This window comes from Frigoribacterium sp. CFBP9029, from assembly GCF_034045305.1.
Taxonomy (GTDB): Bacteria; Actinomycetota; Actinomycetes; order Actinomycetales; family Microbacteriaceae; genus Frigoribacterium.
Genome location: NZ_JAXCWB010000003.1, coordinates 283,171 through 296,599, shown reverse-complemented (window position 1 = coordinate 296,599; position 13,429 = coordinate 283,171). Strand labels below are relative to the sequence as shown.

12 protein-coding genes are annotated in these 13,429 nt (G+C 70.5%); 10 read left to right on the top strand and 2 right to left on the bottom strand.

Annotated features, from left to right (window positions below; genetic code table 11):
- Positions 1 to 6 precede the first annotated feature (6 nt).
- The 10 genes from SOM11_RS06145 (at position 7) to pstB (ending at position 11,598) form a co-directional block, all read left to right on the top strand.
- Positions 7 to 1,083 carry a hypothetical protein gene (locus SOM11_RS06145; RefSeq protein WP_320477507.1) on the top strand — a complete coding sequence of 359 codons (1,077 nt, stop codon included), beginning with the start codon at positions 7 to 9 and terminating at the stop codon, positions 1,081 to 1,083.
- Entirely contained in the window at positions 1,080 to 2,384 is a 1,305-nt protein-coding gene (locus tag SOM11_RS06140; RefSeq protein WP_320477506.1) for a glycosyltransferase family 2 protein, read from the top strand. The genes SOM11_RS06145 and SOM11_RS06140 overlap by 4 nt, the downstream gene beginning before the upstream one ends.
- Positions 2,385 to 2,568: 184 nt before the next feature.
- Positions 2,569 to 2,787, top strand: coding sequence for a hypothetical protein (locus SOM11_RS06135; RefSeq protein ID WP_192061319.1), 219 nt, complete (start codon positions 2,569 to 2,571; stop codon positions 2,785 to 2,787).
- A 94-nt stretch (positions 2,788 to 2,881) separates the two neighbouring features.
- Positions 2,882 to 3,916 (top strand): DUF418 domain-containing protein, encoded by a 1,035-nt coding sequence (locus SOM11_RS06130; RefSeq protein WP_243215453.1) that lies wholly within the window; start codon positions 2,882 to 2,884, stop codon positions 3,914 to 3,916.
- A gap of 99 nt (positions 3,917 to 4,015) precedes the next feature.
- Positions 4,016 to 6,184 (top strand): RNA degradosome polyphosphate kinase, encoded by a 2,169-nt coding sequence (locus tag SOM11_RS06125; protein ID WP_192061317.1) that lies wholly within the window; start codon positions 4,016 to 4,018, stop codon positions 6,182 to 6,184.
- Positions 6,181 to 7,122, top strand: a complete 942-nt coding sequence (locus tag SOM11_RS06120) for an NUDIX hydrolase (protein WP_192061316.1) — start codon at positions 6,181 to 6,183, stop codon at positions 7,120 to 7,122. Before SOM11_RS06125 ends, SOM11_RS06120 begins: the two co-directional genes overlap by 4 nt.
- A gap of 404 nt (positions 7,123 to 7,526) precedes the next feature.
- Positions 7,527 to 8,621 (top strand): phosphate ABC transporter substrate-binding protein PstS, encoded by a 1,095-nt coding sequence (locus tag SOM11_RS06115; protein ID WP_414655449.1) that lies wholly within the window; start codon positions 7,527 to 7,529, stop codon positions 8,619 to 8,621.
- A 108-nt stretch (positions 8,622 to 8,729) separates the two neighbouring features.
- Positions 8,730 to 9,692, top strand: a complete 963-nt coding sequence (pstC, locus tag SOM11_RS06110) for a phosphate ABC transporter permease subunit PstC (RefSeq protein WP_192061315.1) — start codon at positions 8,730 to 8,732, stop codon at positions 9,690 to 9,692.
- Positions 9,692 to 10,795: a phosphate ABC transporter permease PstA gene (gene pstA / locus SOM11_RS06105; protein WP_243215471.1), complete on the top strand. Its 1,104-nt coding sequence runs from the start codon at positions 9,692 to 9,694 to the stop codon at positions 10,793 to 10,795. The genes pstC and pstA overlap by 1 nt, the downstream gene beginning before the upstream one ends.
- 23 nt (positions 10,796 to 10,818) lie before the next feature.
- Positions 10,819 to 11,598, top strand: a complete 780-nt coding sequence (gene pstB, locus SOM11_RS06100; protein ID WP_192061313.1) for a phosphate ABC transporter ATP-binding protein PstB — start codon at positions 10,819 to 10,821, stop codon at positions 11,596 to 11,598.
- A gap of 110 nt (positions 11,599 to 11,708) precedes the next feature.
- On the opposite strand, the gene SOM11_RS06095 is transcribed toward pstB, so the two are convergent.
- On the bottom strand, positions 11,709 to 12,587 hold the full coding sequence (locus SOM11_RS06095) for an anti-sigma factor (protein WP_320477505.1): 879 nt from the start codon (positions 12,585 to 12,587) through the stop codon (positions 11,709 to 11,711).
- Positions 12,584 to 13,177, bottom strand: a complete 594-nt coding sequence (locus tag SOM11_RS06090; protein ID WP_414655448.1) for a sigma-70 family RNA polymerase sigma factor — start codon at positions 13,175 to 13,177, stop codon at positions 12,584 to 12,586. The genes SOM11_RS06095 and SOM11_RS06090 overlap by 4 nt, the downstream gene beginning before the upstream one ends.
- Positions 13,178 to 13,429: the final 252 nt, after the last annotated feature.

The window sequence follows — 13,429 nt, the reverse complement described above, 5'->3', positions numbered from 1 at the left end:
CGACGCGTGCCCACCCCACTCTGCATCGTCGTCGGCCCGCCCTCTCACGGCGTGACGGCCTACGCGTCCGACGTCGCCGCTTCGCTGATCGAGGCCGACCCGGCGGTGCGGCGTCGCGACGTCGCGACGGCCGAGCTCGCCGAGACCCTCGTCGCCGACGAGCGCCCCGCCCGGGTCCATCTGCACGTGACCGACAAGCTGTTCGGGTCGAGTCTCGAAGACGCGGCCGAGCGGGTCGAACGACTGGCCGCCCTCACCTCGCTCACGGTGACCCTGCACGACCTCCCCCAGCCGTCGGACGGCGAGACCGCCGTGCACCGGCGCGCCGCCGCGTACCGTCGCATGGCGCAGGCCGCCCACGGCGTCGTCGTGAGCAGCGAGCACGAGCGGTCGCTGCTGGCCGAGCACGTCGACGACGCTCTCCCCCGCGTGCTGGTCGCCCCGCTCGGGACGCGACCCGGCGCGCCGTTCGCCTCGGCGGGGTCGGCGGGGTCGGACGTGGATGCCGCATCCGCGCCTCCTGCGGCCGACCCGTCCGAGCTGCGCGTCGTCATCGCCGGCTACGTCTACCCGGGCAAGGGGCACGACGACGCGATCGCGGCCTGCGGCGACCTGGTGCGCCGGGGCGAGGCGGCATCGGCGACGGTCGTGGCCCTCGGCGGCCCGTCGGCCGGTCACGAGCGCGACGTCGAGGCGCTGGCGTCGGCCGCGACGGCGGTCGGCGTCCGCTTCGAGGTGACGGGGCGACTCGGAGACGAGGCCTACGCCGCCGCTTTCCACGCACCCGTCGTGCCCCTCGTGGCGCACCGCCACTGGTCGGCGTCCCGCTCGCTGCTCGACTGGGCCGAGCAGGGTCGCCGGGCCGTGGTCGCCGACACCCGGTACACCCGCGAGATGGACGCCCTCCGGCCCGGCAGCATCGCCCTGTACGACCCCGAGTCCGACGGCGCCCTGGCGGCCGCGCTGCTCGCCGCGCACCGCGACCCGCGGTCGACGGCGCTTCCGGCCGGCACCTCTCTGGCCCCCACCCTCGACGACACCGCCGCGGCGCACCTGGCGTGGTGGCGCGAGGTCGCCCCGTGACCGGCCCGACGCCCCGACCCGGGCGGGGGCGCGCCCTGCCGGGGAACCGCTGGGACCTCCTCGACGGGGTGACGCCACCCGCGCCTCCCTCGGTCACCGTCGTCGTGGCGCACTACCGGCAGCAGGCGCAGCTCGACCGCACGCTGCGCGCCCTCTCCCGGCAGACCCACCCGGCCTCGCGGCTCGAGGTGGTGGTGGTCGACGACGGGTCGCCCGAGACGCCGCGCGTGCCCGACGGGGTGCGACTCGTCGTGCAAGAGGACCGCGGGTTCCGCCTCGCCGCCGCCCGCAACCTCGGCGCCTCGGTCGCCGACGGAGACGTGCTGTGCTTCCTCGACGCCGACACCGCGCCCGAGCCCGACTACGTGCGCGAGCTGACCCGCCTGCCCACCCTCGCCTCGGACGTCGTCGCGGCCGGTCGCCGACGTCATGCAGCGCTCGATCGGGCCCCCGAGGAGGCACGGGTCGAGCAGGTCGCCCCCGCCCTCGAACTGGACGAGCCGGCCTGGCTCCGCCGCGCGTACGCCGACTCGCGAGATCTGCTCGACGCCGACGACCGCTCGTACCGCTTCGTGATCGGCGCGGTCACCGCCTGCTCGGCCGACCTGTTCGCCGACACCGGCGGCTACGACGAGGCGTTCACCCGCTACGGCGGCGAGGACTGGGAGTGGGCCTACCGCGCCTGGCTCGCGGGCGGTGTGCTGGCGCACGTGCCCTCGGCCGTGGCCTGGCACGACGGGCCGGAGTGGTCGGGCCGCGACCTGGCCGATCGACAACGGGCGAAGAACGCCGAGGCCCTGCTGCTCGCCGACCTCGTGCCCGCCCCCGGGTCCCGCGGCCGGGCGCTGCGCGGACCGCACGCCGACGTCGCCCTGCATGGTCCGCTCACGGGAGGCGAGGCGGCGCGGTTCATCTGCTTGGATTCGATCCTGGCGGAGGTGCCCGAGGCGTCGGTCGTCGGGGCGCCGGTGGTCGGCGGCGGCGACGCCGGGCTGGCGATCGACGGCCGTCGGCTCGACCGGGTCAGGGTCGACGTGGTGGTCGCCGACGCGCCGGTGCGGGTGCGCGACGGCGAGCTGCGGCGGGCCGTCGCCGAGCTGGACGGACGCGGGCCCGGGGCGATCGTCTACGTCGACGACGAGGGCGCGACCCTCCTCACCGTCAGCTCCCGGCGAGCGGCGATCAGAGGTCGACGCTGGGGCTCGGATGCGCTGCACGAGACCGTCGTGCGCCGCAGCCCCTCCGTGGTGCGACTCGTCGACGAGCCCGACGTCGAGGGGTACGTCGGCGGCTGGGCCTAGCCCGGACAACGGGGCCCTCGCCCCGGCACGGGGTACAGAACGGGGTACAGATCGGGCTGCTGACGGGTGCGATGGCGCTTACTCCCCAGGGGGACGACGATCTGCCATGGCGCTCTCAGCGGCAGGGTGTGGATTGAGGTCGACCGGAACAGACCACGCCTCGACCGCAGCACAGGAGACCACCATGAACCCCGTCAAATTCGTCTCGGACCTCGGAGTCCAGAGCAAGCACGCCTACTGGGGCGGCTTCGCCTCCATCGTCATCGCACTCGTCGCCTGGCTCGCCTCGCAGGGCAAGGACTCGTCCGACAAGGCGCAGTCCGACCGTTGGGGCATCTTCATCGGCCACTGGGCGCCCACGTTCTTCGCTCTCGGCCTCGCGCTGAAGCAGGAGGAGAAGTAAGCCCGAACACCCTCGTCCCATCGGACGACACCGCCCCGGCGATGTCATCCGGTGGGACGACGTCGTTCAGGAGGCCCGGTGCCAGAATCGTGGCATGTCTCATACTGGATCGTCTCTCGACTCCGTCACCGCGCCTCCCTCGCCACCGTCGTCGACCCGCTGGCGGCTCGTCGACACCATCCGGGGCTTCGCGCTCGCGGGCATCCTCCTGACCAACGTGGGGTCGCTGACGACGCTCGGCTACGGCCTCGAGGCCGGCGACTGGCGACCGAGCGTCGGCGCCACCGCCCTCGATCTGCTCGTCGAGTCGCGCTTCGTCCCGATCTTCTGCTTCCTCTTCGGCCTCAGCCTGCAGCTGATCGTGTCGTCGGCGCGGCGCCGGGGCTCGTCGCCGTGGCCGCCGCTGCTGCTCCGACTCGTGGCCCTGTTCGGCATGGGCCTGCTGCACGCGCTCGTGTTCCCCGGCGACGTCCTGCGGATCTACGCCGTCGGCGGGCTGCTGATCCTCCCCCTCGCGATCCTCGCCCCCCGCGCGATCGTCGCCGTGGCGGGGGTCGTGCTGCTGGCGGCCGGCTTCGCCGTCGGCGGCGGGATGGCCACCGTCCCGGGACTGCTGGCGCTCGGCTCGGCCTCGGCGTCGTTCGGGCTGCCCGCCGCCCTCGAGCGCGGCGGGCCACGCGTCGTCCGGGTGTTCGTCGTCTCAGCCCTGATGGGTGCGGCCGGCGCCGCACTGCAGCTCCTCCTCGGCCCCGAGCTGTCGTACGGGTTCGTCGCGGAATCCGTGGGCATGGTCCTGTCCGTCGCGTACGTCACCGGGTTCGCGCTGCTCTGGCGCACGCCGGTGCGACGCGTCCTCGCCGCCGCCTTCGAGGCGCTGGGGCGCATGGCTCTGACGAACTACGTGTCGGCCTCGATCGTGATCGCGTCCTTCGTGGCGCTCGTCCCGGGCGTCGACGCATCGGAGCGATCGGACCCGACCCCCGGCCTGCTGCTGGCCCTCGGGCTGCTCGTCGTGCAGGCCGTGGCGAGCCGCCTGTGGCTGACCCGTCTGTCGTACGGGCCGGTCGAATGGCTCTGGCGGACGATCACCTGGCGGTCGGTCGCGCGACTGCGGGGAGGCGCTCTCTGACACCCGCACCGCTCCTCCTCAGGGCGCCCTCCGGGCCTCGTCATCCACCGTTTACCTGAGCGGCGTCGCGAGGGGCCCGGGCGGTGGCACGATAGGACGATGGACAGCGAACCCCGAGTCGACGGCGCCGGCGTCACCCCCGACTTCCTCGACGACTTCGACGAGATCGTCAGCTTCGAAGACGGCACCCTCCCCGCCGAGCGGTACCTCGACCGTGAGCTCAGCTGGCTCTCGTTCAACCAGCGGGTGCTCGAGCTCGCCGAAGACCCGAGCACCCCCCTGCTCGAGCGGGCGAACTTCCTGGCGATCTTCGCGAGCAACCTCGACGAGTTCTTCATGGTCCGCGTGGCCGGTCTGAAGCGTCGCATCGCGACCGGGCTGGCGGTGCCGACCAACGTCGGCCGCGGTCCGAACGAGGTGCTGGCCGACATCAGCAACAAGGCGCACGAGCTGCAAGAGCGGCACGCGCGCGCGTTCCTCGACATCGTCAAGCCCGACCTCGACGAGGCCGGCATCCACGTCGAGAAGTGGTCCGACCTCGAAGAGGCCGACCGCGTGCGCATGCGCGAGATCTTCACCGAGCAGATCTTCCCCGTGCTGATGCCGCTCGCCGTCGACCCGGCGCACCCGTTCCCGTACATCTCCGGGCTGTCGCTCAACCTCTCCATCCGGGTCCGCAACCCGAAGACGATGCGCCAGGAGTTCGCGCGCCTGAAGGTGCCGCAGATGCTGCCGCGCTTCGTCCAGCTCCCCGACGACGAATCCGGGCGCGTGCGGTTCATCCCCCTCGAAGACCTCATCGCGAACCACCTGCAAGACCTGTTCCCGGGCATGGAGGTCGTCGAGCACCACGTGTTCCGCGTCACCCGCAACGAAGACGTCGAGGTCGACGAAGACGAGTCGGAGAACCTCATCCAGGCCCTCGAGCGCGAGCTGCTGCGTCGTCGCTTCGGGCCGCCGATCCGTCTCGAGATCACCGACGACATGGATCCCGTGACGCTCGAGCTGCTCGTCCGCGAGCTCGACGTGACCGATCAAGAGGTCTACAAGCTGCCCGCGCCGCTCGACCTGGCCGGGCTGTTCGAGATCACGAAGATGTCGCGCCCCGACCTCAAGTACCCGAAGCACCTGCCCACCACGGCCGTGCAGCTGCAGCCGACCGAGCCGAACATGAAGCCCGACATGTTCGCCAGCATCGCCCGCCAGGACATCCTCGTGCACCACCCGTACGAGTCGTTCGCGACGAGCGTCCAGGCGTTCCTCGAGCAGGCGGCCGCCGACCCCAACGTGCTCGCCATCAAGCAGACGCTGTACCGCACCAGCGGCGACTCGCCCATCATCGAGGCCCTGATCGACGCCGCCGAGTCGGGCAAGCAGGTGCTGGCGCTGGTCGAGGTCAAGGCCCGGTTCGACGAGCAGAACAACATCACCTGGGCCCGCAAGCTCGAGAAGGCCGGCGTGCACGTCGTCTACGGCCTCGTCGGCTTGAAGACGCACTGCAAGCTCGCCCTGGTCATCCGCCAGGAGAAGGGCACGCTCAAGCACTACACGCACATCGGGACGGGCAACTACAACCCGAAGACGAGCCGCATCTACGAAGACATGGGGCTCTTCACGTCCGACGACCAGGTCGGCAAAGACCTCACGCGTCTGTTCAACGAGCTCTCCGGCTACGCCATCGAGAAGAAGTTCAAGCGCCTGCTGGTCGCGCCGCGCTATCTCCGCCGCGGTCTGCTGAAGCAGATCCAGAACGAGATCGAGAACGCCCAGGCCGGTCGCCCGTCGGGCATCAAGATCAAGATCAACTCGATCGTCGACGAGCAGATCATCGACGCGCTCTACAAGGCCAGCCAGGCCGGGGTGCCGGTCGACGTCTGGGTGCGCGGCATCTGCACCATCAAGCCCGGGCAGCCCGGTCTGAGCGAGACGATCCGGGTCCGATCCATCCTCGGTCGCTACCTCGAGCACTCCAGGCTCTTCTGGTTCGCGAACGACGGCGACCCGCAGCTGTTCATCGGCAGCGCCGACATGATGCACCGCAACCTCGACCGCCGTGTCGAGGCGCTCGTCCGCCTCACCCAGCAGAACCACCTCGACGAGGTGGCGTCGCTGTTCGAGAGCGCCATGAGCGACGAGACCGCGTCGTGGTGGCTCGAGGCCGACGGCACGTGGACGCGGCACGCGCGCGACGAGTCGGGCCGCCCGCTGGTCGATCTGCAGAACGCGCTGATGAAGCAGATCAACCAGCGCAAGCGGAGCAGCCGGTGACCGTCGCCTCGACGACCGTCGTCGCCGCGGGTGCCGTGCTCTTCCGCTTCGTCGACGGCAAGGCCCGGGTGCTGCTGATCCACCGCGATCATCACGGCGACGTGTCGCTGCCCAAGGGCAAGGTCGACCCCGGCGAGTCGACGCCTCAGGCGGCCGTGCGCGAGATCCGGGAGGAGACCGGCTACCGGGTCGCCCTCGGCGCCCCCCTCGGGCACGTCGAGTACGTCATGCCCGGTGGCCGCGACAAGATCGTGCACTACTGGGCCGCCGAGGTCACCGACGAGGCCTTCGTCGCCGCCGGCGAGTTCACGCCCAACAGCGAGGTCGGCGCCATCGAGTGGGTCGGCATCGACAAGGCCCGCGCCAAGCTGACCTACGAGCGCGACGCCGACGTGCTCGCGCGATTCGCCGACCGCGTCGCGGCGAAGAACGCCCGCACCTTCGCCCTCGTCGCCCTGCGTCATGCCAAGACGACCGCCCCCGGCGACTGGAGCGGCTCGGACGCCACGCGACCGCTGCTCCCCGCCGGTCGACGGCAGGCCAAGTCGATCGCCCCCGGGATCGCCGCCTGGTCGCCGCAGCGGATCGTCAGCAGCACGGCCGCCCGCTGCCTCGCCACGCTCGAGCCCCTCTCGGCGCTCACCCGCGTCGGCGTCAAGCAGACCGACGCCATCAGCCAGGACTCGTTCGAGAACGGTTCCGACGACGTCGCGAGCGTCGTCGCTAAGCGTCTCAAGAAGCGCACCAGTGCGGTGCTCTGCAGCCACGGCCCCGTGCTGCCCGAGCTGATCCGTCAGATCGCGCTCGCGACCAAGGGGGGCGAACGGCTCGATCTGCGCCGCGCCTCCTCGTTGTCGCCGGGCGAGTACACGGTGCTGCACGTGTCGACCACCGACGCCTCGCTGGTCGCCGTCGAGACGCACGGCCCGCTCGCCTGACGCGGCGCCGCCCGGCCCGCGCGCGGCGCCGCCCTGCCCGCGCGCGGCGCCCGACTGTACAGATCGCGACCGTGCCCCCTGCGCACATCGCGACCGCGCCCCGCGTGCAGATCGCGACTGCGCGGACGGCTGCAGCCGTGCCGAACCCGACCAGACGGCCGCGGCACGCCGCTCATCTTCGTCGAAACACCCCGTTCTGCCCCAGATCCGTCGCGATTCGCACACCAACACCCTGGCGCGCGGAACGCGTCGGAGCGCCGCCGCGGACGGCTCCGATGTTCCCCGCCCGTTTACCTGCCGTTCACCGAGACGGGCGACCGTGGTTAACCCGTCGACGTAGCGTCTCGCAGGGGCCGGAACCCGGTCTCAGAACACAGTCGTCACCACCCGAGAAGGAATCACACTTGAATTTCAAGCGCACCGGCAGCCTCGTCGCCATCGCCGCAGTCGGCACCATGCTCCTCGCCTCCTGCGCCACGAACGAAGGCGGCTCGTCCGGCGCCGCCGAGGGCGGCTCCGACCTCTCCGGCACGATCTCCGGCATCGGCGCCTCGTCGCAGCAGGCTGCGCAGGAGTCCTGGGTCGCCGGCTACCAGACGGCCAACGAGGGCGTCACGGTCAACTACGACCCCCAGGGCTCGGGTGGCGGGCGCGAGAGCTTCATCTCCGGTGCGGCCGCCTTCGCCGGCTCGGACCGTGCGTTCACCACCGACGAGATCTCGTCGAGCACCTTCGCCGGTTGCACGCCCGACACCGGCATCGTCGAGCTGCCGGCGTACGTCTCGCCCATCGCGGTCGTCTTCAACCTCGACGGCATCACCGAGCTGAACCTGTCGCCCGCCACGATCGCCGGCATCTTCAACCTCTCGATCACCACGTGGGACGCCGACGAGATCGCCGCCGACAACCCCGGCGTCGACCTGCCCAGCACGCCGATCACGGCCGTGCACCGCGCCGACGACTCGGGCACCACCGAGAACTTCACCGACTACCTCAACAAGACCGCCCCCGACGTGTGGACGGCCGAGGCGGACGGCGTCTGGCCGACGAAGGACGGCGAGGGCGCCACCGGCACCTCCGGCGTCATCGACGCGGTCACCAACGGCACCGGCACCATCGGCTACGCCGACGCCTCGCGCGCCGGCGACCTCGGTGTCGCCAAGGTCAAGGTCGGCGACGAGTTCGTCGGCTACTCGCCCGAGGCCGCCGCGGCCATCGTCGACGCCTCCCCCGAGGAGGAGGGCCGCACCGAGGGCGACATCGCCATCGAGATCGACCGCACCACCGATGCCGCCGGCGTCTACCCGATCGTCCTCGTCAGCTACCTGATCGCGTGCGAGTCCTACGAGGACGCCGCGCAGGGCGAGCTGGTCAAGTCGTACCTGAGCTACGTCACGAGCGACGAGGGCCAGCAGGTCGCGGCCGAGGCCGCCGGCTCGGCTCCCATCTCGAGCGAGCTCTCGACCCAGGTCGCCACCGCGATCGAGCTGATCAAGTAACGACCCGCACCACACGACAGGCCCGGGGGCGCACCGCGTGCGTTCCCGGGCCGTCTGCCTGAATCGCCCCGCTCGACTCGAACACCGATCACCCGGAGGATCCGTCCGATGACCGCCCCCGCTACGACCTCGGCGCCGCCCCAGGCGCCAAAACCCCGGCGTCGTCCCGCCGATCGGATCTTCGCGGGCAGCACGATCGTCGCCGGCGGGCTGATCCTCGCGATCCTCGCCGCGGTCGCGCTGTTCCTCGTCGTCCAGAGCATCCCGGCGCTCACCGCGAACGCCGACGACATCTCGCTCTCGGGGTTCCCCGACTCGTTCTTCCAGTACGTCGGCCCCCTCGCGTTCGGAACGGTCTACGCGGCTGCCCTCGCCCTGCTCATGGCGTTGCCCGTCGCCATCGGCATCGCGCTCTTCATCTCGCACTACGCGCCCCGCCGCCTCGCGCAGGGTCTCGGCTACATCATCGACCTGCTGGCCGCCGTGCCGTCGGTCGTGTTCGGCCTCTGGGGCAGCATCGTCCTCGCCCCCGCGATCCAGCCGTTCTACACCTGGCTGGTCGACACCTTCGGGTGGATCCCGATCTTCGCCGGCCCGGTGTCGGGCACGGGACGGACGCTGCTCACCGCCTCCATCGTCCTCGCCGTGATGATCCTGCCGATCATCACCGCCCTCAGCCGCGAGGTGTTCCTCCAGACGCCCGTGCTGCACGAAGAGGCCGCGCTGGCCCTCGGCGCCACGCGCTTCGAGATGATCCAGATCGCCGTCCTGCCCTTCGGCCGCCCCGGCATCATCTCCGCCGCCATGCTCGGTCTCGGTCGCGCCCTGGGCGAGACGATGGCCGTGGCCCTAGTGCTGTCGCCGGCGCTCGTCATCAACCCCGCGATCCTCACGTCCACCAACTCGTCGACCATCGCCGCGAACATCGCGCTGAGGTTCCCCGAGGCGCACGACATCGGCATCAACACCCTGATCGCGACCGGCCTCGTGCTGTTCGTCATCACGCTGATCGTCAACTCGATCGCCCGCTTCGTCATCAACCGCCGCAAGGCCTTCTCGGGAGCGAACTGATGGCCACGACCACCCCCACCACGAGCGGCGTGCGTCGCGAGAGCCAGGCCGTCAACACCCTGACGACCGGACGCCTGCCCAAGGGCGCCCCCGTCATCATCCTCATCGGCAGCTGGATCATCATGGGCGTCGTCTTCGCCCTGCTGCAGGCCGCCGGGGTCACCGAGGGCTTCAACTGGGTGCCCGCGCTCATCCTCGGCACCGTCCTCTACGCGGCTCTGGTCTTCGTGGTCGCCATGCAGGTCGAGGGCATCCGCCGCGCGAAGGACCGCGTCGTCACGACCCTGGTCGGGTCGGCGTTCATCATCGCTCTCATCCCGCTCGTCTCGCTGCTGATCACGGTCGTCACCGCCGGCTCCGGTCGCTTCGACGGCGACTTCTTCGCCCAGTCGATGCGCAACGTCGTCGGCGCAGGAGGCGGTGGCCTGCACGCCATCGTGGGCACCGTCCTGATGACCGCGTTCGCCGCGGTGATCTCGGTGCCGATCGGCCTGCTGACCGCGATCTACCTCGTCGAGTACGGCACGGGCCGTCTGGCCAGGGCGATCACGTTCTTCGTCGACGTCATGACGGGCATCCCCTCGATCGTCGCGGGTCTGTTCGCCTACGCCCTGTTCGTCATCTTCTTCGGCGAAGGCGTCCGCATGGGCGCCGCCGGCTCCGTCGCCCTGGCCGTGCTGATGATCCCCGTGGTGGTCCGCAGCACGGAGGAGATGCTCAAGCTCGTGCCGAACGAGCTGCGCGAGGCGGCGTACGCGCTGGGCGTGCCGAAGTGGCTGACCATCCTCAAGGTGGTCCTCCCCACGTCGATCGCCGGCATCACGACCGGTGTCATGCTCGCCATCGCGCGCATCATCGGCGAGACCGCCCCGCTGCTGATCACCGCCGGCTTCACCGCGAGCATGAACTACAACCTGTTCGACGGCCGCATGCAGTCGCTGCCGGTCTTCGCCTACAGCTCGTACGTGAGCCAGGGCACCGACGCGGCCGCCTACATCGACCGTGCGTGGACCTCGGCCCTCACCCTCATCCTGATCGTCATGGCGCTGAACCTGCTCGCCCGTCTGATCGCCCGAATCTTCGCACCCAAGCTCGGCCGCTAGGCCAGGAACCACCCGGAGGAACCATGTCCAAGCGCATCGAGGTCCGTGACCTCAACGTCTTCTACAGCAAGTTCAAGGCCGTCGAAGACGTCAACATCACCATCGAGCCCCGCACCGTCACGGCCTTCATCGGCCCCTCCGGCTGCGGCAAGTCGACGTTCCTCCGCACGCTGAACCGCATGCACGAGGTGATCCCGGGGGCGTACGTCGACGGCGAGGTCCTGATCGACGGCAACGACCTCTACAGCCCCGGCGTCGACCCGGTGCTCGTCCGTCGTCAGGTCGGCATGGTCTTCCAGCGCCCGAACCCGTTCCCGACGATGAGCATCCGCGACAACGTGCTCGCCGGTGTGAAGCTCAACAACCGCCGCATGTCGAAGAGCGACCAGGACGGCCTGGTCGAGAAGTCGCTGCAGGGCGCCAACCTCTGGAACGAGGTCAAGGACCGCCTCGACAAGCCCGGCTCGGGTCTGTCGGGCGGGCAGCAGCAGCGTCTCTGCATCGCCCGCGCGATCGCGGTCTCGCCCGACGTCGTGCTGATGGACGAGCCCTGCTCGGCCCTCGACCCGATCTCGACGCTCGCCATCGAGGACCTCATCGAAGAGCTGAAGCAGGAGTACACGATCGTGATCGTGACCCACAACATGCAGCAGGCCAGCCGCGTCAGCGACAAGACGGCGTTCTTCAACATCGCCGGCACGGGCAAGCCGGGCAAGCTCATCGAGTACGACGACACGGCCACGATGTTCTCGAAGCCGAGCGTTCAGGCGACGGAGGACTACGTCTCGGGCCGCTTCGGTTGATCGACTGCTCCGGCCGGTCCGGGCCCCATCGGGTCTAGAACCCCGGAGAGCCGAGGAGGCGCCCCACCAGCAGGTGGGGCGCCTCTCGTCGTTCTCGGGGTCGCGTCGCGTCAGGCGCTCGGCAGGGCCACGATCGGCTCGGTGGTCGGCTGGTCGGAGCCGCCGGCCGGCTCGATCGTGACGCCGACGACGTCGCCGGGCGACATCTCGCCCTTGAGCACCTGCGTGACGGCCGAGTCGGTCGTCGTGTCGAACGTGCCCGCCGGGACGGGGCCGTCGTCGCCGATGTACCAGAGCTCGTAGGTGCGGTCGCCGGGCAGCGACTCGAGGCCGTCGGCGACGATCGCGCTGCGCTGCAGCTCGTTCGACCAGACGAGCGTGGCCGTCCCGCCCGTGCTGACCTCGGCCACCGTGCGCTGGAAGTCGGACGCGGCGTAGATCTCGTCGAGAGCCGAAGCCGTCGCCTCCTGCGACTGACCCGGGCCGCTGACTGCGGAGATCACGGCGCCTCCGCCGAAGAACAGACCGGCGGCTGCTGCGGCAGCGCCGAGGATCGCGGCGGGGCGGGTGAACCAGCGACGCTCGGCGGCACCGGTCGGACGCAGGATGCGCGCCTCGGTCTCGGTGGGCTCCATCTCGGGGACGGGACGACGCTGGGGGGCGACGCGCTCGTGCTCGTCACCCGCGCCTCCGGCGGTCTCGGCCTCGGGCTGCCGCAGCGGCGGCAGCTGGGGTGTGCGGGCGATCTTCTCCATCAGCGAGCTCCGCAGCTCGGCCGAGGGTGCCACCGGCTGTGCCGCGTGAGCGAGCAACAGTGCTGTCTCGCGCAAATCGGCCACTTCTCTCTGCAGATCGGGTGAGCCGTCGAGGAGTCCCTCGAAGGCGTGTCGCTCGTCGTCGCCGAGGGCGTCGAGCACGTACGCGCCGGAGAGGTTCTCCGTCGCTTCGCCGACACCATCGGTGCCGGTGGGTTCGTTGCGGTCGTTCACGAGGCAACCCCCATTTCGTCGCGAAGTCGGATCATTCCGTCGCGGAGTCGTGTTTTGACGGTGCCGATCGGCACCCCCAGCATGGTGGCCACCTCACTGTGGCTGTAGCCGCCGTAGTAGGCCAGTTGGACCGCCTGGCGTTGGAGCTCGGTCAATCGGGCCAGGGCCCGTTCGACGCGCTCGTGCTCGATGCGGATCTCGACCGACTCGGTGACCGAGTCGTATTCGGGAGCCATGTCGCGGACGCCGATCCGGAGGTCGCGGTCACGACCGGCCTGCGAGGCGCGGACGCGATCCACCGCCCGCCGGTGAGCCATGGTGAGCATCCAGCTCGCGGCGCTGCCGCGCGTCGTGTCGAAGCGCGACGCCGTCTGCCAGATCTCGAGGAACACCTCTTGGGCGACCTCTTCGGATTGCGAGTGGTCTTTCAGGAGGCGCTTGATAAGACCCAGCACCCGTGGCGCAGTCTGGTCGTACAGCTCTCCGAATGCGACCTGGTCGCCGCCGGCGACCCTGTGCAGCAGCTCGTCGGGGGACGACGGTTGCACCGCGTCGGGCATCTCGGTCTCTCGGGTCACGAGCCTCAGCATGTCAGGGTTCACCTCCGTGCGCTTCTCAGGGGCCTGTTCACGAGAAGATCGTGACGGCCGCGTCGGGTCGTGCAGGACGCTTCGCGCCTGCGATTGTGGACAGCACGTCGGGTGACGTGGAGTGTGTCCGCTCCCTCCGCGAGGCGCACCGCCTGGGATGGTAAACACGCCGAGGGCCTCGTGGAGGAAGCGGACCGCTGACCCCGGTCTTAGGGAGACCGGAACCGGCGGAGGAGCTTTCGCTCTCACACA

What these genes read in the sequence shown, in the direction of transcription:
- SOM11_RS06130 (WP_243215453.1), top strand. Translation starts at nt 2,882, where the DNA reads ATGTCTCATACTGGATCGTCTCTCGACTCCGTCACCGCGCCTCCCTCG.
- pstA (WP_243215471.1), top strand. Translation starts at nt 9,692, where the DNA reads ATGGCCACGACCACCCCCACCACGAGCGGCGTGCGTCGCGAGAGCCAG.
- pstB (WP_192061313.1), top strand. Translation starts at nt 10,819, where the DNA reads ATGTCCAAGCGCATCGAGGTCCGTGACCTCAACGTCTTCTACAGCAAG.
- SOM11_RS06135 (WP_192061319.1), top strand. Translation starts at nt 2,569, where the DNA reads ATGAACCCCGTCAAATTCGTCTCGGACCTCGGAGTCCAGAGCAAGCAC.
- pstC (WP_192061315.1), top strand. Translation starts at nt 8,730, where the DNA reads ATGACCGCCCCCGCTACGACCTCGGCGCCGCCCCAGGCGCCAAAACCC.
- SOM11_RS06125 (WP_192061317.1), top strand. Translation starts at nt 4,016, where the DNA reads ATGGACAGCGAACCCCGAGTCGACGGCGCCGGCGTCACCCCCGACTTC.
- SOM11_RS06090 (WP_414655448.1), bottom strand. Translation starts at nt 13,177, where the DNA reads ATGCTGAGGCTCGTGACCCGAGAGACCGAGATGCCCGACGCGGTGCAA.